This window comes from Terriglobia bacterium (genome assembly GCA_020072845.1).
In the GTDB taxonomy this organism is placed as follows: domain Bacteria; phylum Acidobacteriota; class Terriglobia; order Terriglobales; family Acidobacteriaceae; genus JAIQGF01.
Window position 1 is genome coordinate 228,008 of the sequence record JAIQGF010000009.1, and the last position, 26,132, is coordinate 254,139.

Genomic DNA, 26,132 nt, shown 5'->3' on the forward strand with positions numbered 1-26,132 from the left:
TTGTGCCATGGCGATAACTTCTTCCGCCGAGCCGTGTTTAGCTTGGGTATCGGGGTTGCTTTAATCGTGGCGGTTATGCAAGTACCTGAAGTGGTTTGGCAAATGCAGTCAATCACCCCATGATGGCGAACAAAGAGATCAGAAGCGACATTCCGAAGGACTTAGCGGTGGGGGACGACATGGCAAACATCTTTCAGCAGGTAAAAATTTCAGGGTACGCCACACTCTTACGCGCGGTCGCCCCGGAACGAGCGGAAAAGTTTCAAGCCGTGTTTCAAGAGAACCGGCACCGCATTTACGCCCTGGCATTCTGGATGACCGACAACGAACTGGCGGCTGAAGAACTGATGCGGCTGACCTTCTGCCGCGGCTTCGTCCACAGCTCCGAGCCCACGGCGGAAGCGCTGGATGGCGCGCTGATTACCGAGTTGCGCGAGCAGATGCCGATCGGGGTGCTGACCGTGGACGAAGGCATCTGCTGCGAAGCGCCCAGCGTGCGCCAGAATACCTTGCGCGTTCACCTGGAGCGCGCCGTCGTCCAGTTGCCCCCCACCGAGCGCATGATTTTCCTCCTCCACGACGTGGAAGGCTACGACCACGCGCGTATCGTCCGCACGCTGGGTGTCAGCGAGGACGAATCGCGGAACGGGCTGCATCAGGCGCGGCTCCGCATGCGCAACCTGCTGGCAAAGATGCTCCGTTAGCAGCACGCTCAGCAGCTTTTTTTCCATCTCCTCTCTGCAACCTGGCCCCTCGAAAGAGGGGCTTTTTCAATTGGTAATCTGAAATTTGTAATTTGCAATTTTCAACTGGCTGAGGGCGCCCAAAGTCTTGGACGAGTTACAAATTACAAATTACAAATTTCAAATTACAAATCAGAAACACACGCTCGCGCTGGCGCTAAAATACAACCAGTCGTCATGCTCCCCGTCCTCAATACCGCCCACCATCCCGCTCGCTGGTGGGAAACCATGCCCGACGGGCGCCTGCACTGCTACCTGTGTCCGCGGCATTGCCACATCGGCGAGGGGCAGACCGGTTTCTGCTTCATACGCAAGAATGAAGACGGGCGGCTGGTGCAGCTCGGCTACGGGCGTCCAGCGGCGCTGCAGATGGACCCGGTGGAAAAGAAACCGCTCAACCACTTTTTCCCCGGCACGAAGATCCTCTCCATGGGAACCGCCGGCTGCAACATGGGCTGCTTTTTCTGTCAGAACTGGGACATCTCCAAGGCCAAGGCCGACCAGGTCAACTCCACCAGCCTCAGCCCCGAGCAGGTGGTGGAGCTGACGCTCCAGCACGGCGCGCCGTCCATCGCCTTCACCTACAACGAGCCGACCATCTGGGGCGAGTACGTCATTGACATCGCGAGAATCGCGCATGAACAAGGCATCAACACCGTCATGGTGTCCAACGGCTACATCACTCGCGAGGCCTTCTTCGACGTTTACCAGCACATTGACGCCGCCAACATTGACCTGAAAGCCTTCACCGAGAATTTCTATTCCAAGATCACGCTCACGCACTTGCAGCCGGTGCTGGATACGCTGAAGTGGCTGCGGCACGAAACCGACGTCTGGTTTGAGATCACCAATCTAATCATTCCCACGCTGAACGACGGCGACAGCGAGTTCCGCCAACTCTGCGACTGGGTGCTCAACAATCTCGGCGATGATGTCCCGCTGCACTTCACCGCCTTCCACCCCGACTTCAAGCTCCAGGACAAGCCGCCGACGCCACCGGAAACGCTGCACCGCGCCCGCGCCATCGCCTTCGAAATGGGCTTGAAATTTGTTTACGAAGGGAACATCTGGTCGGAAGGCGGCAACACCATCTGCCCCGGCTGCAAGCGCGCCATCATCCGCCGCTCCTGGCACTAGGCTGAAGCCGAGCGCCGCAGAGGAGCGGGGCATCTACATCCCGCGAGCGCGCAGTGATCCGGGGAATTAACCACAGAGGACACAGAGGTTCACAGAGGTAAACGGGTCGTCGAACATAGGTTGCCGGCCTGGAGCTGCATCCGCTCAAAGTTTGTTCTGCAAGCTGAGTTTTCCGCTTTAATTTCCTCTGCGTTCCTCTGTGCCCTCTGTGGTTAAGTTCTTGTTTTTGCCGCCGCCATCGCCTCGCGCTTGGCCTTGACCCAGCCATCCTTGTTGACCTGGCGCGAGCGCGCGATGGCGAGGGAGTCCTCGGGCACATCGTCGGTGATGCAGGCCGCGGCGCCAACGTAGGCATTGCGTCCGATTCTTACCGGCGCCACCAGCGTGCTGTCGCTGCCGATAAAGGCGCCGTCTTCGATGACGGTGACGTGCTTCTTCACTCCATCGTAGTTGCAGGTGATGGTGCCGGCGCCCACATTCACCTTTTCACCGATGATCGAATCGCCCAGGTAGGTGAGGTGGTTCGCCTTCGAGCCCCGGCCCATTTTCGTTTTCTTCAGCTCGACGAAATTCCCAATGTGCGCCTGCGGGCCGACCTCGTTGCCGGGGCGCAGATGCGAGTATGGCCCCAGGCTCACTTCCGGCCCGATCCGGGATTGCTCCAGCACGCATCCGTACTGCACCAGCGTGTCGTCGGCGATTTCACACGATTTGATGGCGGTGAAGGACTGAATGCGGCAGTCCGACCCGATCCGCGTGCGCCCCAACAGGTGCACGAAGGGTTCGATGATGGTGTCGGCTCCGACCTCGACCTCGGCATCAATCACGCAAGTTTCCGGCCGGAAAATGGTCACGCCCGCGGCCATAAGCTGGGCGCACTTGCGCGCCCGTATCTCGGCGTCCAATTGCGCCAATTCCGCGCGGTTGTTTGCCCCCGCGACTTCATGCTGATCGGCGGCCTTTTTCGCCAGCACCTTGGCACGCTTGCCGGCCAGAATACCGGCGGTATCGGTCAGGTAATACTCGCGATGCGGATTGTCGGTACGCAATTCGTCGAGGTGCTCGAACAGCGGCTGGGTGGCGAAGGCGTAGATCCCGGAATTGGATTCGCGGATCTTTTGCTGCTGCGGCGTGAGCTTCTTCTGCTCGACAATGGCTTCGACCTCGTCCACCGAGCGCCCCGCCTTTTTCTTGCGGACAATGCGTCCGTAGCCGGTCGGGTCAGGGAAGTCGGCGGTCAGAATGGTCATGGCCGCTTTATTCTTGCGGTGAAAGTCGAGGATTCCGGCAATGGTCTCGGGGCGGAGCAGGGGAACGTCGCCGGAGAGCACCAGCACGTCGTCGTACCCGGCCAGCGCCTGGCGCGCCGACATGATCGCGTGCCCGGTGCCAAGCTGTTCCGCCTGCAACACGAACTGCACGCCGGTGCCCGCCATGGATTCGCGCACGCGTTCCGCCTCGTGCCCGATGATGACGAAAATATCCTGCGCCGGCAGCACTGCCTTGGCCGCCTCCACCACGTAGTGCAGCAGAGGCCGTCCGCCGATCTGGTGGAGGACCTTGGGATGCCTGGACTTCAGCCGCGTGCCCTTGCCAGCGGCCATGATGGCGATGGCGAAGCGCGGCGCGGCTTGCGGCTTGCGGGAAGATTGCTTGCGCGAAACCATGGCACCCATCTTATCGCGAGCGATTGGATTTAGGAGTGGGGAATTGGCCGAAGTTCTGCCTCAAGTTCAATTGTTAGCCGTTTGACCGACAAGGGCAGAGGAAGCGAACAATGGTTTCCGAGTCGCCGAAGCGATTCCATTTGGTCTTTGCCGCTGAGGTAGTGTCGGGCATAATCTGATCAACTAGAGGGTTGTCACGTCGCGTGGCTAGGAGGCGCGTCTAGGTAATGCCGGAGCTTCAATGTGCGGGTTGCGGGCGAGCACTCACAGTCCAACAAGAATTGTCGCCGGGAGCAACGTTTTGGTGCGCGGGGTGCAGCAGTTCACCGATCGGAAGACGCCGGCTGAAGGGAAACGTCAATTCCGCCAAGAATGCAGCACTGCGTGTGCGCCTGCGGCCATTCCTGACTCTGGCGTTGAAGGGAAATGAGGCGGAATGGTTCGGCCTGGCACGGGATCTGGGCATTGATGGCGCTGCCATTGAAGCACTCGTCACTGTGGTGCAGGCCGGCAGATGGCGAACCTCGACCGCCCCGACGTGGTATCTAAAGACTAATGTATCGCGCCTGGCGCGCGACGTGGAAGATCCATTTGATACGGATGGTCGCCGGCGGCCCCACGGTCGGCAAGTTGCATTTTCGGAGTTGCTTTCGCCGGATGCCCCGCAAAGCGCCAGCGCAGAAGATGCGGCACTTGCTGCGGCATCTCCTGCAGGCCAATTAGTTGCGGTTTCGCTCGATGACCGACGCATGGGCAAGATTTGGACAGAGATCCGCGAGCAGGCGGCGCTTCTAAGACCTGACGAAATTCCTGCAGCGAACGAAGCCTTGGCCCAGATCCAAGACGTGGGGGTACGTGAGGTGCTGTGCGCCAAGGCTCTGGGGCTAACCCGGGAGGAATTCTTATCTGACGTCTGCGGTTCAGAGCGGAAGCGAAGACAGGCAGCGTGGAGGCGAGCGAGCCGAAAGGGACCGCCGGACGCGCTGAGGACGTCATTGCGTCGTCGTTCCCGTGGGCGCGTTGAGGCCTCACCCGAATTTGAGGATCGTGCCTGGGAAGAGCGCCAATCGGAGTCGATCGATGACAGCACAGGCTGCGGTGGCGGCTATCGGATCCCCCCTCATTCGCGTTCAGAATGAGTTTTCGCCATTGGGAAAATAAATTTCCGGAAAAATGTCCCCAAACAAGCTGATTGCTTGTGTAGATAGTGAGAAGAAGCAGAGAAGGGCACACCACATGGTGTGCCCTTTGCTTTGGTCTGGTAGAAAATCATCCGAGTAGCTGCCGGGAAGTCAGGTTCGGCGGCTCTTCTTCTGCTCAACGCAACCCAACCCATGGCTCAAGTGTTGAAGATCATCAGAGACTTTGAGCAAATCGCCATCGCCCTTTGCCTAACATTCTGCACGGTCAGCCTAGTGGCCCGTCTGGCGTGGAGTGAGTATAAGCGGTGGCGGTCTCTGAATAATTCCCGGAAATCCAAGCGGAATATTTCCCTGTAAGCACATGTTGACTCTTTAAGGGGGAGAGTTCCGTCCCCCGCGACAAGTGTCTCTAGGCGCTGGGTCCGCGTAAACGACTCACTGCCAGTAACTTAGCGAAATGGGAAGCCGAGTTTCCCGCCTGTACCCGAATTGATGCGCGATTTACCCTCTTGACCTTGCGCTTTCCGGCCGCCTTACCTGCCCGCTTGCGTGTCACCAGTCGCAGAAGGTCCGCCGCGATGGTGTGGTAGGCGTGCCGGGCGACGGAACGGTTAGTGGACTGCGAATGGACCAAGAGACTAGCGCGCTTTTCAGGCGCGACCTGGGCGTTTGGAGGTGCGCCGTGAGCGGGCGCGCAAAGTCGTGGCCGACAGTTCGACGACTTTGCCCCCGGACCAGATGTAAACCGGCAGACCCTCGCGGGTGCGTTCGGCAATGGCCTTCTTGACCGCCGCCTTCAATGCCAATAGCGCACGCTGTTCGAGCGGCAGTGCCAAGACGTTGTGAGGCAAGTTACTCACCTTCCTTCGTAACGCGAAATCAGGTCGCGGTAAAGCTCCTTCCGCATTATACGGAGCTTTCCCCGCTTCTCAAGCGCGATGATGTCTGGTGCGGCGCCCGAGTTGTCAAACAGAATCCAGGAGTCGGCCAGGACTCGATAGTGCTGGAAGAAATTCCTCATGGAGCGCTCGAATCGCCGGCGAACGACTGCCGCCGGCACATCATGACCGCCCTTCATCACGCGGCCTCTCACTCTTGACAACGCCAGTTCAACTGTAGGCACCCACAAAAAGAACAAATGCGCAGCGTAGCGACGCTTCTTGAGATCACGGATCAGGTTGAGATGGGTTCGGCCTGAGAGCGTCGTCTCAAAACCAAGGTCTACGGACCGCGTGGCCAGCAACTCGATCTCGCCGAGCATCAGCCGCCCGGCCCGGAACGCCGCTGCCTCCGGCGAAAACGGCGACACGCCCTCGGCGATCAGATCGGCATTGACGAAGTTCCTGCAGTTGGCATAGAGCGGTAGGAATTCGCGCGCGAAGGTCGTCTTGCCGGCACCGTTTGGACCAGCGATGATGTAAACGTTGAAACTCACAGCGGTTTTCCAGACTGCAATCCAATGCTACTCGGTGCGCGAAACACGTTCGCGGGTCTGCCTGTCCCGCCATGAAAGCGTTGGCCTAAAGCCTGACTATGCGCGTTCTGGCCGCCGTACCCTTCCGCTTGCGCGTTCCCACTTGCAGAAGGTCTGCCGCGATGGTGTGGTAGGCGTGCCGGGCGACGCCGTATTCCTCGAACAGGTAATCGCCAAAGATGGGCCGCACCCCGAGCTTCTCCAACTCCTCGGCGTCGACGTGGATTTGTGAAGCCCCTTCCAGCGCGTACTTGGCTTTCATCGCGCGTGACGCCGACGTGCGGTTCACGAGCGCGTAATCGAAGATGGCGCACCCGGCGTGATGGTAGATAGCGCGAACGTGCTCGGCCGCCGACAGCCCCAGGCTTTCGTTGGCCTGCGTCATCAGGTTGCAGACGAAGATCTTCACCGCGCGCGAATGGGTGATCGCTTCCGGAATCCCGTGGACCAGCACGTTGGGAATCAGGCTGGTGAACAACGAGCCCGGCCCGATGCTGATCACGTCGGCCTGCGCCAGCGCGTCCAGGGTTTGCGGCATCGGCTTGACGTCAGCGGGCACCAGTTCCAGGCGGACAATGCGCTTCTGGCTGCGCGTGATGCTGGTCTCACCTTGCACGCGCGAGCCATCGTCCATGACGGCTTCCAGTTCAACATTCGAGGTGGTGGCAGGGAAAATGTGTCCGCGGGTGGTCAGAATGGCCGACGAAACTCTGACCGCCTCGGCGAAGTCGCCGGTGACCCCGGCCAGCGCCGCCAGGAACAGGTTGCCGAAGCTGTGTCCGTCCAGCGCCGATTCGCCGTGGAACCTGTACTGGAACAGACGCGAGAGCAGCGCCTGGTCCTCCGAAAGTGCCACGATGCAGTTGCGGATGTCGCCCGGCGGCAGGATGTTGAATTCCTTGCGCAACCGCCCGCTGGAGCCGCCGTCGTCGGTGACCGTGACCACCGCGGTCAACTCCGTGATCGCGGTGCCCCGCCGCGGTTGGCCGGGACGCTGGACGTACTCGCGCAGTCCTTTGAGCAGGGTGGAAAGGCCGGTTCCGCCGCCGATGGCGACCACCTTCAACTCGCGGTTGCGTGCGGAAGTTGTTCTCGTGGCCGGGGTCTTCATCACTACCTAGCGCCGCCCGTTTCCTTGGGGAGCTTCGTCCACCTCAGGATAGATCAATTCGGTGAAACGGGGGTCGTCGGCGAGGTTCTGAAAATCGGAGTCGTTGCGCGCCTGGAAACGGTTGCCGGGATTGAGGCGGATGGCCTCCGCCAGCCCGCGCAGCGAATCTTCAAAATGTCCGGTGAGGCAATTCAGCACCGACAGCCCGTACACCGCATAGTCGGCCTTGGAATTCTGCTTGAGAATTTTTTCCAGGTGCTCGCGCGCCCCAACGTAGTCCCCGATATTCATCAGCGACACGGAATAGTCGTAATGTTCCTCCGGGGTCTTGAAGGTGGTCGCGTTGCGCGCCATGCGCTGATTGCAGGTGTTCAAATGCACCGCGGTGCGGTCGGCCAGTTCCCGGGGGCCGGAGGCCATGACCTTCTGAAACAGGGCCTTGGCCTTCTCGAATTTATGCTCCTGCATGGCCTTCAGGGCGACCTGGTAGTTTTCCACAGCCTGTGCAAAACGTGGATCGGCCATGGGCGAGGTTTTCGCCTGGACCGGGATACTCATCTTGACAACGCGCCCACCCTTAGTCGATTTCACGTTCTTCTTCTTGAGGTTAGGGGAAGAACGCTTAACCTTAGCTGCGGGTTTTTTCTTCATCGAGTTGCACCTGCGCAACTGCCGACGTGGACCGCTATGGTATAGCCTGTGGAAAAGGCTAAGCCAAGAGAGCAGGTTTATATACGAGAAAAGGCGGTGCGCGTCAACTCGCTCCGGCCACTAGCCGCTGGCCTCGACATTTGCGACCGGCCACTACCGGATGGAAGCCGCCGTTTCCAGGTCAATTCTCTCCCACTCGCCGCGGATGATGCCGTCACGGATTTGCGCCGGCGTCTTGTTTTGCCGGCTCATCCCGTAGGCGTAGAAAGCCTCTTTCATGCAGGCATCGCAATGGGCGGCATGGGTGGATTCGAAGCAGCTATGCAGGCTGGTGTGACCGACCGAGCGGTCGCAATGGCAATAACACGGCTGCTGGTAGAGGACATTGGGGATCTTCTCCGCCACCTCGTAGGCGCGGACCTGAACCGGGTACTTGAAACTCGGTCCCCAGCGTTCGGGAGCGGGCAGGATCGGCGGCAGCTTGGCGCCCTTGGCGGGCGGGGCCGTGTGATGCGCCGGAACATCGCCTTGCGCGAACATCGCCATGGCTATCAGGGCGACCAAGGGGAGGGACCAAACTCGTTTCATCGCACCATCCTCGCTCAGAATTGTACTTCAGATGCTCGAAATCGCGCACCGGCTTCAAGCCTCTAATCCGCATTGGTTTGTCAGAAGAGCTAAGAGCCAAGAGCTAAGAGCTTAAGGGCGGTTTTCGTGCAACTTTTCCTCTCCGGCAGCACTCCGTATAGACTTACCAGGAGCATGGAACCATCTTCTCAATCCGTGGTGCGCAGCGGCCGGCCCGCCCGAAGCACGCTCTCGCTGCTGATGTGGGGGCGCGACCTGTTCGTATCGCTCATCATCTCTGCCTTCATCATCGTCTTCCTCTACCAGCCGGTGAAGGTGGAGGGCACCAGCATGCTCCCCGGCCTCGACGACCAGGAGCGCATCTTCATCAACAAGTTCGTGTATAACTTCGAGCCCATCGAGCGCGGCGATGTGGTGGTGTTTCGCTATCCCCGCGATCCCTCCAAGAGTTACATCAAGCGCGTGATTGCCGTTCCCGGTGACAGCGTCCGCATCGAAGACGGCCAGGTGTACGTCAACGGGCGCCGGCTGCGCGAGCCTTACGTACCCGCCGAATTCGCCGACGACCGCTCGGTATCTGACACCGCGGTCCCGCGCGGCTCCTATTACCTGCTCGGCGACCACCGCAGCTCGTCCAGCGACAGCCGCGACTTTGGCCCGGTCAGCCGCCGCGATATCTACGGCAAAGCCGTCTTCGGCTACTGGCCCGTGGATCGCATGGGAGTGGTGAAATAGATTTTAGCCACAGAGGGCACAGAGGAAGGACCGGCAGAAACATTGCCGATTGTCGATTGCAAGACCGGACCGCTGAAAAATCGGCAATCGACAATCTGCAATCAAAAATGATTTTGCTTTTTGCTTCCTCTGTGCCCTTTGTGGCTAAAATTGCCATTCGACAATCGGCAATCGTTCAGGTACGCTCCGACGCCATGAAACGCGTGCTCCTCGCTCTACTTGCACTCACCCTATTCGCCACCGCGCAAACCTCTGCGAAGCCGCAGCCGCAAGCAAAAGCTCCCGCCAAGCTGTCGGGGCAACAGCTTCTCCTGAAGGCCGACCGCGCCTTTGCCCGCGACACTGCGGTGAAACGCCTCGAAGGCTGGATGGCTTACATGGCAGACGACGCCGTGCTGTTCTCCGACAAGCCGGTGGTCGGCAAGGACGCCATCCGCGCCTTTTACCAGTCTGCCTTCGCCAACCCGGACTTCGTCCTTTCCTGGCAGCCCACACGCGCTGAAATGTTTCGCTCCGGCGACACGGGGTACACCACGGGGCGTTACGAATTGCACGCCAAAGACGGCAAGGGCAACAAGGTGGTGCGCCACGGCTCGTACCTGACGATCTGGAAAAAACAGTCGGACGGGAGCTGGAAGGTGATTGCCGACGGCGGCGCCCCGGACAAGCATTGAAAACTTTTCGCGCTCGGTGATCCTCGGTGATCTCTGTGTCTCGGTGTTGAGATAAGCTGCAATTTCACAACCCCCGTTACGCCGCAAACCTGCTAAACTTGCGAAAATCCACTCCCCGGAGAGCTAATGCAGGCGATTTTGGCCCTGGAAGATGGCAGGATCTTCAAGGGCAAAGGCTTCGGTGCGCAGGGCGAATGTTACGGCGAAGTCGTTTTTAATACTTCCATCACCGGCTACCAGGAAATTTTCACCGACCCCTCTTACGCCGGCCAGATCGTGGTGCTCACCAATCCCGAGATCGGCAACTACGGCACCAACGACGACGACAACGAGGCCACTCGCCCCTATATCGAGGGCCTGATCGTGCGCGAGTTCTCGCGCATCAGCTCCAACTGGCGCTCGCAGCAGGTTGCCGACGAATACTTGGAGCGCTACCGCATCCCGGTGCTGGCTGACATTGACACGCGCGCCCTGGTCCGCCACCTGCGCGACCATGGCGTCATGCGCGGCGTCATCTCCACCATCGAAACCGACGTGGACAAGCTGATCGCCAAGGCCCGCTCCATCCCCAAGATGGACGGCACCGACCTGGCGAAGGTGGTTTCCACCAAGCAGCGCTACATTTGGGACACTGGCGAGCGCTCCATCGAGCCCACCGAAGTTGTCGGGGTGAAGGACGCCGAGCCGCAGCACCACGTTGTCGCTTACGACTTCGGCATCAAGCACAATATCCTGCGCAAGCTGGTGAGCGGCTGCTGCCGCGTCACCGTCGTGCCCGCAGAAACCAACGCCGAAGACGTGTTGGCGCTCAAGCCCGACGGCGTCTTTCTCTCCAACGGCCCCGGCGATCCCGAGCCCTGCACCTACGCCCAGGAAAATATCCGGCGGCTGATGGGTCGTGTTCCGATATTTGGAATTTGTTTGGGTCACCAGTTGGTAGGACTCGCCCTCGGCGGCAAGACCTACAAGCTGAAGTTCGGCCACCACGGCGGGAATCATCCGGTGAAGCAGTTGCAGAGCGGCAAGGTGGAGATCACGGCGCACAACCACAACTTCGCCGTCGATCCAGATTCGCTGCCTATGAGCGAAGTCGAGTTGACGCACATGGACCTGAACGACAACACGCTGGAGGGCCTGCGCCACCGCAACCTGCCGCTGTTCTCGGTGCAGTACCACCCCGAAGCCTCGCCCGGCCCGCACGATTCGCACTACCTGTTCAACGATTTCGTGGCGATGATGGAGGAGTGGAAGGGACGCTAAATGGGGTCGTATTCCGAGTTTCGGATCGCGTGTTATAACCTGATCTCCAACAAGAGCGAGGTTGTTCCTGTACTCATGACTGTATTCCGGGAATCCGACAAGGTCGTCGTCCCGGAGCGCGAAGATGAAGTGGGCGACTTGGTTCCCGGTGAGTGTCGTTACGTGACATCGGCGAAAATCGCTAAGCAGCGACTCGACATAATGGGCTTCTCGCTCAGAAACACGCGACAGGACTTTGAAGCGGAGAAGTTGGACGCCATTGCTGCCCTCGAAGAGGAGGTCCTCGACTACCAAAAGTGGGAAACTGATTCCGGCGAGCGGCACCCAGACGACGCCGTACCTCAACTCGTCCAGCGCCCCCAAAAGCAGTTGGAGGTTCTGCATTCACTGGGTTTCGCTGATTTTGTATCTGCCTTTCAATACATAAAGAGCCGGCCTGAATTGCTTGCGCCAGTAGCGCGTGTGAAGATTCCACCTGACGCACCGGCAGCTGCCAGGTATGTGCTCACAAGCGAGGACGACGGGTTCATCTACAATTATCCGTGCAGTGACATCAGGTATCTCGTCCGTACGTTCCTGGAAGGCTGCGACGATGCTGAGCAAGTAGTTCAGGATATTTCCGAACTGGTCAGTGGCGGGTACTACGATGTCGCCGACCGAGTTGCCGACAATGCGGTTCAGGCCCTTCTCTCCGAGTTCCCCATAAGCGGCACGATCATAGTGCTGACCGAGGGTTCAAGCGACAGTCAGGCACTCGAAAAAACCTTGCGCCTGCTGTATCCCCAGCTCGCTGATTACTACACGTTCATGGATTTTTTCGGATCCAATGCACAAGGGAGTGCAGGTACTCTCGTGAACACAGTTAAGGCTTTCGTCGGTGCTCGCATTAGCAACCGCGTCGTCGCACTCTTCGACAACGATGCAGCCGCCGAAGATGCACTCCGAGGGCTTTCGAAGACCACCATGCCAGAAAACATTCGTGTGCTGCAGTATCCCGATATTGATCTCGGCGATAAGTACCCGACGATTGGACCCAGTGGTTCGATCACTCTGATGAACGTGAATGGGTCCGGATGCAGCCTTGAGTTGTACTTTGGCGCGGACGTTCTGACGCAAGGAGGTGCGCTGGTGCCAGTTAGGTGGACTGCGTCGAAGGATGCCATTCGTAAGTACCAAGGTGAGATCGGCGACAAGCGCCGTCTGCAAGACCTCTATGCCGAAAAGCTGCGCCGTTGCGGCGATCCGGAGTATTTCGCGAATGCGGATTTCACTGCCATGAAAAAACTTCTCGAGCACCTGCTTGCTGTGTACCAGTAATTTCAAATGCCACGCCGCACCGACATCTCGAAGATCCTCATCATCGGTTCCGGGCCGATCGTCATTGGCCAGTCCGCCGAGTTCGATTATTCCGGCACGCAGGCCTGCAAGGCGCTGAAGGCGGAAGGCTACGAGGTGGTGCTCGCCAACTCCAACCCGGCGACCATCATGACCGACCCCGAAATCGCCGACCGCACCTACATCGAGCCGCTCACTCGGCCCTACCTGGAAGAAATCATCCGCGTCGAGTCCGAATTGTCTGGCGGGCGCGGCTTCGCCTTGTTGCCCACGGTCGGCGGCCAGACCGCGCTGAACCTCGCCGTCGAATTGGCAGACGCGCAGGTGCTCGAGAAATACAACGTCCAACTCATCGGCGCGCAGCTTACCGCCATCAAGAAGGCCGAAGACCGCCTGATGTTCAAGGACGCCATGACGCGCATCGGCCTCGACGTGCCGAAATCCGCGCTGGTCAACAATCTTCGCGACGGCCTGGAATTTTCCGGCAAAATCGGTTTCCCGGTGATCCTGCGCCCATCGTTCACCCTCGGCGGCACCGGCGGCGGCATCGCCTACAACCGCGAAGAGCTGGTGGACCTGCTGGCGCGCGGCCTCGACCTCTCGCCCGTGCATGAGGTCCTGATCGAAGAATCCGTCCTCGGCTGGAAGGAATTCGAGCTGGAGGTCATGCGCGACCTGCGCGACAACGTCATCATCATCTGCTCAATCGAAAATTTCGATCCCATGGGCGTGCACACCGGCGATTCCATCACGGTTGCGCCTGCGCAGACTCTGACCGACCGCGAGTACCAGCGCATGCGCGACGCTGCCATCCGCGTCATCCGCGAGATCGGCGTCGAAACCGGCGGCTCAAACATCCAGTTCGCCGTCAATCCGAGCAACGGGCGCATGGTGGTGATCGAGATGAACCCGCGCGTCTCGCGCTCCTCGGCCTTGGCCAGTAAAGCCACCGGCTTCCCGATCGCCAAGATTGCCGCCAAGCTCGCCGTCGGCTACACCCTCGACGAGATTCCCAACGACATCACGCGCAAGACGCCCGCCTGCTTCGAACCCACGCTCGATTACGTGGTCGTCAAGATTCCCAAGTGGCAGTTCGAAAAATTTCCCGGCGCGGATGAAAGCCTGGGGCCGCAGATGAAGTCGGTCGGCGAGGTGATGGCGATCGGGCGCACCTTCAAGGAAGCGCTGCTCAAGGCGGTGCGTTCGCTGGAAACCGGCAAGAAACCCGGCACCGAAGACATTGAGCCCAAGATCCTGATCCAGCGCCTGGTCACGCCGCATCCCGAGCGCCTCTCCTACCTGCGCTACGCGCTGCGCCAGGGCCACACCGTGAAAGAGCTGGCGAAGATGACCTCGATTGACCCGTGGTTCCTCTACCAGCTCAAGGAAATCACGGACGTGCAGCTTGAAGTCGAGAAGCACCCCATCGAATCTGTGCCGACGGGCGTGATTCGCGAAGCCAAGCGTGCCGGCATCTCCGACAACCGCCTGGCGAGCGCGTGGCGCGTTTCCAACGGGCGCGGCGCGGCGGAGAAAATCCGCTACCTGCGCAAATCACGCGGCGTCTTCCCCGTGTACAAGCACGTGGACACCTGCGCCGCCGAGTTTGAGAGCTACACGCCGTACCTGTACTCGACATTCGAGGACGAGGACGAGGCCGCGCCGACGGAGAAGAAGAAGGTCATCATTCTCGGCGCCGGCCCGAACCGCATCGGCCAGGGAATCGAATTCGATTACTGCTGCTGCCATGCGGCCTTCGCGCTGCGCGACGACGGTTACGAAACCATCATGGTGAACTGCAACCCGGAAACGGTTTCCACCGACTACGACACCAGCGACCGCCTCTACTTCGAGCCGCTCACGCTCGAAGACGTCATGGCCGTGTATGAGCACGAAGCGCAGAGCGGCGCGCCCATCGGCGTGATCGTGCAGTTCGGCGGGCAGACGCCTTTGAACTTGGCGCTGCCGCTGAAAGCCGCGGGTGTCCCCATCATCGGGACCTCGCCGGAGTCCATCGATCTCGCGGAAGACCGCAAGCGCTTCGGAAAATTGCTGGACGAGCTGCAAATCCCGCAGCCGCCGGGCGCGATGGCAACCTCCATCGAAGAAGCGGTGGCGGGGGCGAACAAAGTCGGCTATCCGGTGCTGGTGCGGCCGTCGTACGTGCTCGGCGGGCGCGCCATGGTGATTGCTTACGACGACGAGTCCGTCATCAAGTACATGAAGGAAGCGGTCGAGTACTCGCAGGAACGCCCGGTGCTGGTTGACCACTTCCTGGAAGCCGCCGTCGAGGTGGACGTGGACGCGCTCTCCGACGGCGAAGACGTGGTCATCGGCGGCATCATGCAGCACATCGAGGAAGCGGGCATCCACAGCGGCGATTCGTCCTGCGTGCTGCCTTCCGTGGATCTTTCCGCGGACGTGCTCGCCACCATGCGCGAGTACACCTTCCGCCTGGCGCGCGCGCTCAAGGTCATCGGATTGATGAACGTGCAGTACGCCATCCAGCGCCATGACGGCGACTCGAAAGTTTTCGTGCTCGAGGTCAACCCGCGCGCCTCGCGCACCGTGCCGTATGTGTCGAAAGCAACGGGCGTGCCGCTGGCCAAGATCGCCTCGCGGCTGATGACCGGCCGCAAGCTGCGCGAGTTCCTGCCCGACAACATCGAGCGCGCCGCCGACCTCGACACCGGGCCCTATTCCTACGTCAAGTCGCCGGTATTTCCGTGGTCCAAGTTCCCCGGCGTGGATACCGTGCTCGGCCCGTAGATGAAATCCACCGGCGAAGTCATGGGCATCGCCGACAATTTCGGCGAGGCCTTCGCCAAGGCGCAGATCGCCGCCGGCAACCGCCTGCCCACGCACGGCGCGGTGTTCATCAGCGTTACCGATCGTGACAAGCCGCAGGCTGTGCCCATCGCCAGGCGGTTCGTGGATCTCGGATTCAAGTTGTTTGCCACCAGCGGCACCGCGCGGGTGCTGGAAGAAGCGAAGTTGACGGTGGAGCGCGTGTACAAAGTCAAGGAAGGGCGCCCCAACGTCGTGGACCTGATCAAGGGCGACCGCATCCAGCTCATCATCAACACGCCGCATGGCGCCGAGCCCTGGTTCGACGAAAAATCCATTCGCCGCGCCGCCGTCACCCACCACGTCCAGACCATCACCACCCTGGCCGCCGCGCGCGCCGCCGCCGACGGCATCGCCGCCCTGCAACAGGGCCACACCAGCGTTCGCGCCCTCCAGGCCCTGCACGCGCAACGAGCGGCCGTGCGCTGAAACCGGGAGCTTAACCACAGAGGACACGGAGGAAAGGGAGGCGAATCACCCTTTTCGAGGGCTTGTCTCGCAAGTACAATCGGCTGTCTCCTAGGTGCTCCGAATGAAGAATCTTGTCTGTGTTCTCTTTGTTCTCTGTGGTTCCGCGTTTGGGCAGACTGTGTCCGCACAGCCGAGGGCGGCTGTGCCACACCGTCCGGTCCACACCTTCTCCATCGTTGCCCGCGATCCCGCCAGCGGACAGATCGGTGTCGCCGTGCAGTCGCATTGGTTCTCCGTCGGCCAGATTGTGCCATGGGCGGAAGCGGGCGTCGGCGCGGTGGCGACACAGTCGTTCGTTGACCCGAGCTACGGACCGCTGGGGCTGGACCTAATGCGCGCGGGAAAGAGCGCGCGAGAGGCCTTGCAAGCGCTGATGCACGCTGATAAGGCCTACGATGTTCGACAAGTTGCCATGATCGATGCCCAGGGTCGTGTTGCAGCGATGACTGGGTGCAAGGACATTCAAGCGGCCGGCCACGTCGTTAACGGGTCGACTACGCCGGCTGTGTACAGAGTCGAGGGGTCGCCATGCACGACGCATTGGGGTTTTGGCCGGGATTTCTCCACCGAAGCCAACCTCATGTCGAACGACAAGGTCTGGCCCGCCATGGCGAAGGCCTACCAGGAAGCCAAGGGAGATCTCGCCGACCGCATGCTCGCCGCGCTCGATGCGGCGCAGGCGGTCGGCGGAGACATTCGTGGCAGGCAATCCGCCGCGCTGATCGTGGTGGAAGGGAAGCGGCAGAATGCGCCGTGGGAAGGGCGCGTTTTCGATCTGCGCGTGGACGACGCTGCGGAACCGCTGAAGGAGTTGCGGCGCCTTGTCGTGCTGCAGCGCGCCTACAACCACATGAATGCCGGCGACCTGGCGGTGGGGCACAAGGACAACGAAGCCGCCCTACGCGAGTACGCCGAGGCGGAAAAAATCGCGTCTGACACGCCCGGCATCCTCCCCAGCCGGTTGGCGGAGATGATCTACTGGCACGCCGTGGCGCTGGTGAACATGAATCGCGTGGAAGACTCGCTGCCGCTGTTCAAGAAATGTTTTTCGATCCAAAAAAGCTGGGCGGAGCTGACCCCGCGCCTGCCCGCCAGCGGCCTATTGCCGAACGATCCCGCGTTAATCGAGCGGATTGTACAGCAGCAAAACCGTTAACCACGGATCGCCACGGATGAACACGGATCAGAACAAGGTCAAGCAGCCGATTACTGTTGCGCAGCAATGAGGCATTTGGTCTCCTATGCACACGACAGAACGCAGTAAAGAGAAGAAGAGGAATCTGAGATCACGGAGGAAGCCCGCAGAGGAACTCGATGTATTTCTCTCGCTTCGCGGAATTGCGGGGGACGTATTTGCCGAGCTTGGCGGAGGAGAAGCGTTCATCCGGGCAGAGAGGGAAGCTTTCTCGTCCGCTTGTGACGCAAACGAAGAACTTGCGGAGCAAAGCCGTAAACAAAAGTCCTAATAGATCGCGGAAGGCTACAATATTCAATCGAAGGCGTTCATACTGAACTCTTAGACGAGACCCCATTTATGCTGCTCCACGGAATTTTTCCTCCCATCACTACGCCGTTCTATCCCGACGGCGATATTTACTACAAAAAGCTCGAAGCCAATGTCGACCGGTACTCGAAGTCGCCGGTCGCGGGCCTGGTGGTGCAAGGCTCGACCGGCGAGGCGATCCTGCTCAGCGATCAGGAGCGGCGCGACGTGCTGAAGGCGGCCATGGAAGCGGCCGCGCCCCACAAGGTGATGATCGCCGGCACGGGCATCGAGTCGGCCATCGAGACGTTACGGCTGACCGAGTACGCCGCCTCGCTCGGGTACGACGCCGCCATGGTGCGCACGCCGCATTACTATCGTAGCCAGATCAACAAGCCGCAAAACATGCTGGCGTTTTATCGCACCGTGGCCGACCATTCGCCGCTCCCGCTGATCATTTACAACTTCCCGCAAGCCACCGGCTACGACATGCCCGCCGACGTCGTCATGCAATTGGCGGAGCACCAGAACATCATTGCCATCAAGGAATCCAGTGGCTCCGTCGAGAAGGTGCAGACGATGGTGGCGCACACGCGGCACATCAAGCGCGCCGTCGCCGTCACCGAAGTCCAGGAAGCGGTAACCGGACGGATGAAGAAGGCCGCCGGAACATCATCGGGAAGGCTGCCGATTGCGGGGCAGCCGTCGTCCGCCGCCGTGGCCGTGATGGGCGGGCTCAGGACGCGGCAGAAGGAAGTCGGGTTCCAGGTGATAGTCGGCGCGGCGCAGAAATTGGAGCCGTCGCTGGCCGTGGGCGCGGTGGGCGCAATCCTGGCGTTCGCCTGCGCGGCTCCGACCGCGTGCTTCGAGATCTTTGCCGCCTGGAAAGAGATGAATGAAAAGGTCGCGCAGGAGAAGCAGGCGCGCATTGCCGAGGCGGCGGCGAAGGTCGTCAGCGAGATGAGCATCCCCGGCGTGAAGTACGCCATGGACCTGAACGGCTACTACGGCGGCCTGGTGCGCCTGCCGCTGCTGCCGCTGACGGCGGAGGAGAAAGCCGAGGTCGAAAGGTTGATGGCGAATATTAAGAATTAGCGATTAGCAATTAGCAATCAGCTATCCCATCCTCCAACTGCTAATGGCTGCACATCTTGCGCCTGCCTCCGGGATCGAATAGTATTGAAACGAACGTCCGTTCGAGTCCGGAGAAGAGCATGGCAGGCCGGAAGAACAGCGGCGCGGGCCGCAAGCTCGAGCAGAATGGCGAAAGCAAGTTCGATCGCCGCCTGGGAGAAATTCTCGGACACGGGACGGAAGTTTTCTACACCAAAGGCTACGCCGGCGCCTCGATGCGCGACCTGTCGCGCAGCAGCGGCATGTCCCTTGCCGGCCTCTATTACTACTTCGAATCCAAGGAAAAGCTGCTCTACCTGATTCAGAAGCACACCTTTTCCACCATCATGGGCCAGTTGCAGGAGCGGCTCCGGGAGGTGAACGATCCCGAAGAGCGCGTCCGCGTGTTCATCCGCAACCACCTGGAGTATTTCCTCGCCAACCTGAAGGCGATGAAAGTGCTGTCGCATGAAGACGAGGCGCTCTCCGGGCCGCTCGCCGCCGAGATCGCGGCGATGAAGCGCGACTACTACCGCATCATCCGCGGCCTGGTGGAAGACCTGCGGCGCCAGAAGGGCAAAGGATTCAACGGCGAGGTCCCGTCGCGCGTGGCGGCGCTAAGCCTGTTCGGGATGATGAACTGGATTTATACGTGGCACAACCCGCGCCGGGACGCAGGCGCGCCGGAATTGGCGGGCGAGATGGCCGACATTTTCCTGCGCGGGCTACTGCAAGAAAAACCCCACCCTGTCTCGCCAAAACCGGGCGAGACAAGGGTGGGGCAACCTTCTTCGAAGCCGGGCTCTGTGGGGGGCGCGGCGGGGCAGAAATCCACTGGGCGCGGACAACGCTCCGCGTCATCCAATATCTGAGCGATCGAGAGCCGACAAAGGAGCTTAGGATGGCGAGCACCACTGAGACGGTTGCAGGCGCCAAACCGCTTGTGCAGTACCGCACCGACCGCGGCGTGGGGATCATCACCATGGACGATCCGCCGGCCAACACCTACACCTATGAAATGAACCGCCAGTTGGACGAGGCGATCCTGAAGGCGCGCATGGACAACGACGTGTACGTCATAGTCCTGACCGGCGCCGGGGACAAATTTTTCTCCGCCGGCGCCAACATCAAGATGCTGGCGAGCGTGGACCCGACCTTCAAGTATTACTTCTGCCTGCACGCCAACGAGACCCTGTTGCGGCTGGAGCACACGCCGAAGCTGGTGATTGCGGCGCTGAACGGGCACACCGTGGGCGGCGGGCTGGAGATCGCCATGGCGGCCGACCTGCGCATCGCGCGCCAGGATGCGGGCAAGATCGGCCTGCCGGAGGTCAACCTCGGAGTGCTGCCCGGCACCGGCGGCACCCAACGTCTGTCGCGGATGGTGGGGAAGTCGAAAGCCATCGAGCTGATCGTGACCGGAAACACGTTTTCGTTCGAAGAGGCCAAGGAGATGGGGATCATCAACGACATCTTCGAGCGCGAAAACTTCATGGAGAACGTGCTGGAGTATGCGCGGCAGTTCTGCCCGCCGAACAAGGCGTCGAAGGCGGTGGGGAACATCAAGCGCTCCATCCAGACCGGCTGGGAAATTCCCATGGAGTCGGCGCTGGCGGTGGAGCGCGAACTGCAAGCGCTGCTCTTCAACAGCCAGGACGCGAAAGAAGGTCTGGCGGCGTACGTGGAGAAGCGTCCGGCGGAGTTCAAGGCGAAATAGCGGTCGACGGTCGATAGTCGACGGTCGATGGCCAAAACAAGAGCAAAACCGAAGGCGGGCTCAGCCACAGAGGACACGGAGGATGTCTTGAAAGAAAAATCCTCCGCGCTTGCCTCTGTGACCCCGGTGGTTGAGGTGTTATGGCAACTGCGACGCAAGCGAAGATTGAGCCAGGGAAGCTGCTGATTGGCGGCGAGTGGCGGGAGGCGACGGGCGGAAAGACGTTTGAGACCGTCAATCCCGCGACCGCGGAAGTGCTGACCACGGCTGCGGAAGCGAGTGCGGCCGATGTGGATGCGGCGGTGCAGGCGGCGCGCAAGGCGTTCGACGACGCCAGCGGACCGTGGCGCAAAATGTCGGCCAGCGAGCGCGGGCGCCTGCTCTGGAAAATTGCAGACCTGGTGGAGCAGCACATTGACGAGCTTGCCGAGTTGGAGACGCTCGACAACGGGAAACCAATTTTCGAGTCGCGCTACGTTGACATGCCGATGGTGGCGGACGTCTTCCGCTACTACGCCGGGTGGGCGACCAAGCTCCACGGCGAGACAGTCAACATCAACGAGAGCGCGTTCACCTACACACTGCGCGAGCCGGTAGGGGTGGTGGGCGCGATTGTGGCGTGGAATTTTCCGCTGCTGCTGGCGAGCTGGAAGCTGGGCCCGGCGCTGGCTTGCGGCAACACCGTGGTGCTGAAGCCGGCCGAACAGACGCCGCTTACGGCGTTGCGCTTCGGCGAATTGTGCCGCCAGGCGGGATTGCCGGCGGGCGTGCTGAACATCGTGACCGGCGGGCCGGAGACGGGCAAGGCGCTGGTGCAGCACGCGCAAGTGGACAAGGTGGCGTTCACCGGGTCAACCGTGGTCGGCAAGGAGATCATGCGGTCGGCGGCGGACACGCTGAAGCGCGTGACGCTGGAGCTGGGCGGCAAGTCGCCCAACATCGTGTTTGCCGATTCCGATCTCGACAACGCCGTCAAGGGCGCGATCAATGGGATTTTCTTTGGCAAGGGCGAGGTGTGCTGCGCCGGGTCGCGCCTGTTCGTCGAGAAGAAAGTTGAAGACGAGTTCCTGACCAAGCTGGTGGAGAGAGCGAAAAAGCTGCGGCCCGGCGATCCTCTGGACCCCAAGACCAAGCTGGGCGCGATTGTCAGCGAGCAGCAGATGAAGACCGTTCTGGGGTATATCGAGGCCGGCAAGAGCGAGGGCGCGCAGGTGGTGATCGGCGGCAATCGCGTGCAGATCGGCAACGGCAAGGGGTACTTCATCGAGCCGACGATCTTCGGCGGTGTGCGTAACGACATGAAGATCGCGCAGGAAGAAATTTTCGGGCCGGTGCTGGCCACGCTCGCGTTCGACGACGTCGAGCAGGTGGCGGAGCAAGCGAATCGCAACCCGTACGGGCTGGCGGCGGCGATCTGGACGCGCGACATCAAGAAGGCGCACGCGCTGTCGCGGCGGCTGAAGGCAGGCACCGTCTGGATCAATACCTACGGGCTGATGGATGCGGCGCTGCCCTTTGGCGGTTTCAAGCAGTCGGGCTTCGGAAGGGAACTGGGCCAGGCCGCGCTGGAGAGTTATACGGAAGTGAAGAGCGTGTGGCTGAGCCTATAGTCGACGGTCCCCTCGACTGCGCTCGGGGCAGGCTTTGGTCGATGGCACAAGCAGATTCCTCGCTACGCTCGGAATGACAAGAGCAGAGAGAGCACTGCGAATGACAAGAGGTGAAGGGTTTTCATGCCGGGAAAAGTTTTGAAGATCGGGACGTTCAGCGACTGGGTTGGACTGTTTGACGAGTGGCGCAAAGACATTGGCGTCAACCAGGCCGAGGTTGCCGATTTCAAGTTCGACACGCTCTACGGCGCCATCGAGACCGACGAGATCCAGTTCGGACATTACATGGGCCGGCGCAAGTGGGAGAACCTGCGCCAGATCCCGACGCAGCAGATGCGCGACGCGCTGATGAACCTGATCGTGTACCAGGGCGACACGGAGTTCGCCAGCGTGGAGCAGCAGCGCTGGCTGTACGAGACCGCGCCCACCGATTACGACCGCAAGGCGCTGCTGCGGGTGTGGATCGAGGAGATGCGGCACGGCTGGCAGATGTGCGCGCTGCTGGTGGACCACTTCGGCCACTCGGGCAAGGTGGAGGCGCAAAAGATGCTGGAGCGGCGGGCGTTCGAAAACAAGCGCCTGCTGGGCGCGTTCAACGTGGACGTGGACAACTGGATGGATTTTTTCACCTACACGGATTTCGTGGACCGCGACGGCAAGTTCCAGTTGCAGATGCTGAAGTATTCGGCGTTCGCGCCGCTCGGACGCTCGATGTCGTACATGCTGCGCGAAGAGGCGTTCCACATGGGCACGGGCAACGACGGCCTGGCGCGCGTGGTCAAGGCCGGAAAAGTCCCGGCATGGCTGATACAGAAGTATCTGAACAAGTGGATTTCGGGATCGTACGACCTGTTCGGCACCGACCACTCGTCGTCGGCGCACTGGGCTTACGTGTGGGGCATCAAGGGGCGGTACGACGAGCTGAAGAATGCGCAGCAGCCGGACATGGAAGATCTGAACGACTACAACCGCAACCTGTACCGCGACGAGGTGGCGGGGCTGATCGAGCGGCTGAACAAGTATCTGCCGGCGGGCACGGAGCCGCTGCACGCGCCCAACATCAAATTCAACCGCGCCATCGGGCGCTGGGCGGGACAGAAATTCCATCCGAAGACGGGCGAGCCGATGGACGACAAGGCGTACGAGCAGCAACTCGATGAATTCCTGCCGACCGCCGCCGACAAACAATTGCTGGTGGACATCATCAAGAACGAGAAAAACTGGATTGCCGAAAAAACCGGCGCGCGCGACCCGCTGGAGACTATCGGGGAAGTGAGAAAGTCGGCGATAAATCTCTAGCAGTTATCGGTTGTCGGTTCTCGGTTATCGGTACCGGAGCCAAGAAACCGAGAACCGAAAACCGATAACCGATATCCGATACCCTCACGATGACTACTCCCGCTCACATTTCGGAGAGCGCCGGCTGCACGCTGGGCGAGTTGATGGTCGCCAGCGCAGCGCGCGAGATCCGCGATGGCGAAGTAGTGTTTGTGGGCATGCGGCTGCCGCTCATTGCGTTTGTGGTGGCGAAACGCACGCATGCGCCGAACGCAGTGGGGTTGTTCGAGAATGGCGTGATCCGCGCGACGCCGGCCCTGGAACTGATTTACACCATGGCCGATCCGCCCAATATCCTGGGCGCGACGCAATGCCTGGACATGCTCAGCGTGATGAGCCTGCTGCAATCGGGCAGAGTGGATTTGGGATTCCTGGGAGCGGCCGAGGTGGATCGGTTCGGAAACTTGAATTCTACTCGAGTCGGAGACCCGAGCCACACACGCGTTACGCGGCTTCCAGGTTCCGGCGGCGCGTGCGACATCGCGTCCCTCGCGAAACGATTTGTTGTGCTGCTGGAACATTCCAAGCGGCGGCTGCCGGAGAAAGTTTCCTATGTCACCAGTCCGGGCAATGGCGACGGTGCGGGGTGGCGTGAGCGCACCGGTCTGCCGCGCGGCGGGCCCAGTGCGGTGATCACCACCAAGGCGGTGCTGCGGTTCGGCGAAGACGGCGAGGCGCGGCTGGCGTCGGTGCATCCCGGCATGGTGATCGACGACGTCGTGGCGAACACCGGATGGAAGTTGCGCGTCCTGGACAATGTGGCGGAGACGCCTTCGCCGAGCGCGGCGGAATTGCAGGCCATTCGGGAGTACGACAAAGAAGGTTTCTGGACGAGATGAAAGAAGGTTGGTTATGGCCCTGCCGAATGCGACTTTGTCCTACAAGAAGCTGATGGTCTCAATGCAGGCGCCGGTGGCGCGCATCATCCTGGCCAACCCGCCGGTGAACGTGATGGATGTTCCGATGATGGAGGAGTTGCTGGCCGCGATGGAGCAGATCGAAGCGCGGGCCGACATCGCGGCCGTGGTGTTTGCGGGCAGCGACCGCGCGTTCTCCGCGGGGGTGGACGTGGGCGCACACACGCCCGACAAGGTGCGCGACATGCTGGTAAAAATGCACGCGGTGATGCGCGCGCTGGCCGACACCCACAAGGTGACCATCGCGGCCGTGCGCGGCAACTGCTTTGGTGGCGGCGCGGAGCTGGCCGCGATGTGCGACCTGGTGTTCACGACCGACACTTCGAACTGGGGATTTCCGGAAATTACGTTGGGATGTTTTCCGCCGGTGGCGGCGGTGGTGCTGTCGGCAATCGTGGGGCAGAAGCGCGCTGCCGACCTGATCCTCACCGGACGCCGGATCAGCGGCGAGGAAGCAATGCGCATTGGCTTGGCCAACGAGGCCGTGCCCGATGACGAATTATCGGAGCTGGTGGACGAGGCGGCGGAGCGGTTGGGCAAGCTGAGCGCCGCATCGCTGGCCATGACCAAGAAGGCGCTGTACTCGTGGGAGGCGATCCACTTCGACAAGGGCCTGGCACGCGCGGAGCAGATTTATCTGGAAGAGCTGATGAAGCTGGAAGACGCGCACGAGGGAATCGCGGCATTCATGGAGAAGCGGCAGCCCGTGTGGAAGGGGAGATGAATTTGCAATTGGTAATTTGTAATTTGCAAAGTAGGCGCATGCGTAAGCTGGAAAATTGCAAATTACAAATTGCAAATTACAGATGAGTAAGCTCGCGACAATGCGGGAAGCGATCTCGACGCTGGTGCCGGACGGGAGCAGTGTTGTGCTCGGCTGCCAGTTGGAGCAGATGATTCCGTTTGCCGCCGGGCACGAGATCATGCGGCAGAACAGGCGCGGGCTCACGCTGATCGGACCGATTTCCGACATCCTGTTCGACCAGATGATTGGCGCGGGGTGCGCGGAGCGCGTGATCGCCGCCTGGGTCGGGAATGTGATGATGGGCTCGGCGTACAACTTCCGGTGCGCGGTGGAGCGGGAAGGGCTGAAGGTCACCGACATGACCAACTTCACCGTCGCGCTGGCGCTGCAGGCAGCCGCGACGGGTGTGCCATTTCTGCCGACGCTGTCCGCGCTGGGGAGTGACGTAGCGCGGGATAACGAGTTCTTTGCCGAAATTGAGTCGCCGTTCGGCCGCGAGAAGCTGCATGCGGTGAAGGCGCTGCATCCGGATGTCACGATCGTGCACGTGCAGCGCGCGGACGCAGAGGGCAACGCGCACTGCTGGGGAAATTTTGGAATCATGCTGGAGGCGGTGAAGGCGGCGAAGCGCGTGATCGTGACGGCAGAGGAAATTGTTGCGCCGGAGGTGATCGCCAGCGACCCCAACCGCACCGTGATTCCCGGGTTCCTGGTGAGCGCTGTGGTGGAGGCGCCGATGGGAGCGCATCCGTCGCCGGTGCAGGGATATTACAAGCGCGACGATGCGTACTTCCGCCAATATCATGAGCAGACGAAGACGAAAACGGACTTTGATGCCTGGGCGCGGCGCTGGGTGTACGGCGCGGCGGACCGCAAGGCATATGTTGACCTGCTGGGCGAGTGCCGGGTGAAGGAACTTGGCGTGAAACGGCACGCGTATGCGGCGGCAGCGGATTTTGGATACTGAAACGGTCGACGGTCGATGGTCGATGGTCGACGGCAAGAACAGGCTGCGATGGAATTTGAAATTACTCCCGCGGAAGTGAAGCACAAGTTGGGAAGCGGCGAGCCGCCGGTGCTGCTCGACGTGCGTGAGCCGGTCGAGTTGCAGATGGCGCACCTCGAGGGCTCGGTGCATATCCCGATGGGAGAGATTCCCATGCGCGCCAACCAGGAACTTGATCCCGATGCGCACATCGTGGTCATGTGCCATCACGGCGTGCGCTCGCTGAACGTGACCAACTGGCTGCGGCAGCAGGGATTCGAGAAGGTTCAGTCCATGCGCGGCGGGATTGACCGCTGGTCGCGCGAAGTGGACTCGAAGGTGCCGACGTACTGAAGCTCTTAGCTGTCAGCTCTTAGCTCTTGGCCAGA

23 protein-coding genes and 1 pseudogene are annotated in these 26,132 nt (G+C 60.8%); 18 read left to right on the forward strand and 6 right to left on the reverse strand.

Features of this window, described 5'->3' with window-relative positions:
- Positions 1–179: 179 nt before the first annotated feature.
- Together LAN70_10130 and amrS are read left to right on the forward strand one after the other, a co-directional pair.
- Entirely contained in the window at positions 180–704 is a 525-nt protein-coding gene (locus LAN70_10130; protein ID MBZ5511513.1) for an RNA polymerase sigma factor, read from the forward strand.
- Between the two features lie 216 nt (positions 705–920).
- A complete protein-coding gene (gene amrS / locus LAN70_10135) occupies positions 921–1,880 on the forward strand; it encodes an AmmeMemoRadiSam system radical SAM enzyme (GenBank protein MBZ5511514.1) in 960 nt (319 codons plus the stop codon).
- Between the two features lie 212 nt (positions 1,881–2,092).
- Here the strand turns inward: amrS and glmU are convergent, their stop codons facing one another.
- A complete protein-coding gene (gene glmU, locus LAN70_10140) occupies positions 2,093–3,547 on the reverse strand; it encodes a bifunctional UDP-N-acetylglucosamine diphosphorylase/glucosamine-1-phosphate N-acetyltransferase GlmU (protein MBZ5511515.1) in 1,455 nt (484 codons plus the stop codon).
- Between the two features lie 386 nt (positions 3,548–3,933).
- Between glmU and LAN70_10145 the strand changes: the two genes are divergently transcribed.
- Positions 3,934–4,686 carry a hypothetical protein gene (locus tag LAN70_10145; protein ID MBZ5511516.1) on the forward strand — a complete coding sequence of 251 codons (753 nt, stop codon included), beginning with the start codon at positions 3,934–3,936 and terminating at the stop codon, positions 4,684–4,686.
- A 653-nt stretch (positions 4,687–5,339) separates the two neighbouring features.
- Here the strand turns inward: LAN70_10145 and LAN70_10150 are convergent.
- The 5 genes from LAN70_10150 to LAN70_10170 form a co-directional block, all read right to left on the reverse strand.
- Entirely contained in the window at positions 5,340–5,540 is a 201-nt protein-coding gene (locus LAN70_10150; protein MBZ5511517.1) for a hypothetical protein, read from the reverse strand.
- 5 nt (positions 5,541–5,545) lie between these two features.
- Positions 5,546–6,124 (reverse strand): Zeta toxin family protein, encoded by a 579-nt coding sequence (locus tag LAN70_10155; GenBank protein MBZ5511518.1) that lies wholly within the window; start codon positions 6,122–6,124, stop codon positions 5,546–5,548.
- Between the two features lie 85 nt (positions 6,125–6,209).
- Positions 6,210–7,274 carry a uridine diphosphate-N-acetylglucosamine-binding protein YvcK gene (gene yvcK / locus LAN70_10160; protein MBZ5511519.1) on the reverse strand — a complete coding sequence of 355 codons (1,065 nt, stop codon included), beginning with the start codon at positions 7,272–7,274 and terminating at the stop codon, positions 6,210–6,212.
- Positions 7,275–7,280: 6 nt separating this feature from the next.
- Positions 7,281–7,865, reverse strand: coding sequence for a hypothetical protein (locus tag LAN70_10165; protein ID MBZ5511520.1), 585 nt, complete (start codon positions 7,863–7,865; stop codon positions 7,281–7,283).
- Positions 7,866–8,078: 213 nt separating this feature from the next.
- Entirely contained in the window at positions 8,079–8,513 is a 435-nt protein-coding gene (locus tag LAN70_10170) for a hypothetical protein (GenBank protein MBZ5511521.1), read from the reverse strand.
- 174 nt (positions 8,514–8,687) lie between these two features.
- Between LAN70_10170 and lepB the strand changes: the two genes are divergently transcribed.
- The 15 genes and pseudogenes from lepB to LAN70_10245 all read left to right on the forward strand — a co-directional run bounded on the left by lepB (position 8,688) and on the right by LAN70_10245 (position 26,097).
- Positions 8,688–9,248 carry a signal peptidase I gene (gene lepB / locus LAN70_10175; GenBank protein ID MBZ5511522.1) on the forward strand — a complete coding sequence of 187 codons (561 nt, stop codon included), beginning with the start codon at positions 8,688–8,690 and terminating at the stop codon, positions 9,246–9,248.
- 56 nt (positions 9,249–9,304) lie between these two features.
- The gene (locus LAN70_10180) at positions 9,305–9,922 is read left to right on the forward strand and encodes a nuclear transport factor 2 family protein (GenBank protein MBZ5511523.1); all 618 of its coding nucleotides are present in this window, start codon (positions 9,305–9,307) and stop codon (positions 9,920–9,922) included.
- A 126-nt stretch (positions 9,923–10,048) separates the two neighbouring features.
- Positions 10,049–11,182 (forward strand): glutamine-hydrolyzing carbamoyl-phosphate synthase small subunit, encoded by a 1,134-nt coding sequence (carA, locus tag LAN70_10185; protein ID MBZ5511524.1) that lies wholly within the window; start codon positions 10,049–10,051, stop codon positions 11,180–11,182.
- Entirely contained in the window at positions 11,183–12,499 is a 1,317-nt protein-coding gene (locus tag LAN70_10190; protein MBZ5511525.1) for a hypothetical protein, read from the forward strand.
- Between the two features lie 6 nt (positions 12,500–12,505).
- Positions 12,506–15,793 (forward strand): annotated as a pseudogene (gene carB, locus LAN70_10195) (carbamoyl-phosphate synthase large subunit).
- 103 nt (positions 15,794–15,896) lie between these two features.
- A complete protein-coding gene (locus LAN70_10200; GenBank protein ID MBZ5511526.1) occupies positions 15,897–16,991 on the forward strand; it encodes a DUF1028 domain-containing protein in 1,095 nt (364 codons plus the stop codon).
- A gap of 378 nt (positions 16,992–17,369) precedes the next feature.
- The gene (locus LAN70_10205; GenBank protein ID MBZ5511527.1) at positions 17,370–18,413 is read left to right on the forward strand and encodes a dihydrodipicolinate synthase family protein; all 1,044 of its coding nucleotides are present in this window, start codon (positions 17,370–17,372) and stop codon (positions 18,411–18,413) included.
- A 119-nt stretch (positions 18,414–18,532) separates the two neighbouring features.
- Complete coding sequence (locus LAN70_10210; protein ID MBZ5511528.1) at positions 18,533–19,303, forward strand: TetR/AcrR family transcriptional regulator; 771 nt, start codon at positions 18,533–18,535, stop codon at positions 19,301–19,303.
- Between the two features lie 29 nt (positions 19,304–19,332).
- A complete protein-coding gene (locus LAN70_10215; GenBank protein ID MBZ5511529.1) occupies positions 19,333–20,148 on the forward strand; it encodes an enoyl-CoA hydratase/isomerase family protein in 816 nt (271 codons plus the stop codon).
- Between the two features lie 140 nt (positions 20,149–20,288).
- Positions 20,289–21,758: an aldehyde dehydrogenase family protein gene (locus LAN70_10220; protein MBZ5511530.1), complete on the forward strand. Its 1,470-nt coding sequence runs from the start codon at positions 20,289–20,291 to the stop codon at positions 21,756–21,758.
- 123 nt (positions 21,759–21,881) lie between these two features.
- The gene (locus LAN70_10225) at positions 21,882–23,057 is read left to right on the forward strand and encodes a phenylacetate-CoA oxygenase subunit PaaI (protein MBZ5511531.1); all 1,176 of its coding nucleotides are present in this window, start codon (positions 21,882–21,884) and stop codon (positions 23,055–23,057) included.
- A gap of 89 nt (positions 23,058–23,146) precedes the next feature.
- Positions 23,147–23,935 carry a CoA-transferase gene (locus LAN70_10230; GenBank protein ID MBZ5511532.1) on the forward strand — a complete coding sequence of 263 codons (789 nt, stop codon included), beginning with the start codon at positions 23,147–23,149 and terminating at the stop codon, positions 23,933–23,935.
- A 13-nt stretch (positions 23,936–23,948) separates the two neighbouring features.
- Positions 23,949–24,737 carry an enoyl-CoA hydratase/isomerase family protein gene (locus LAN70_10235; protein MBZ5511533.1) on the forward strand — a complete coding sequence of 263 codons (789 nt, stop codon included), beginning with the start codon at positions 23,949–23,951 and terminating at the stop codon, positions 24,735–24,737.
- An 82-nt stretch (positions 24,738–24,819) separates the two neighbouring features.
- Positions 24,820–25,725 (forward strand): CoA transferase subunit A, encoded by a 906-nt coding sequence (locus LAN70_10240; GenBank protein MBZ5511534.1) that lies wholly within the window; start codon positions 24,820–24,822, stop codon positions 25,723–25,725.
- Between the two features lie 48 nt (positions 25,726–25,773).
- Entirely contained in the window at positions 25,774–26,097 is a 324-nt protein-coding gene (locus LAN70_10245; protein ID MBZ5511535.1) for a sulfurtransferase, read from the forward strand.
- Positions 26,098–26,132: the final 35 nt, after the last annotated feature.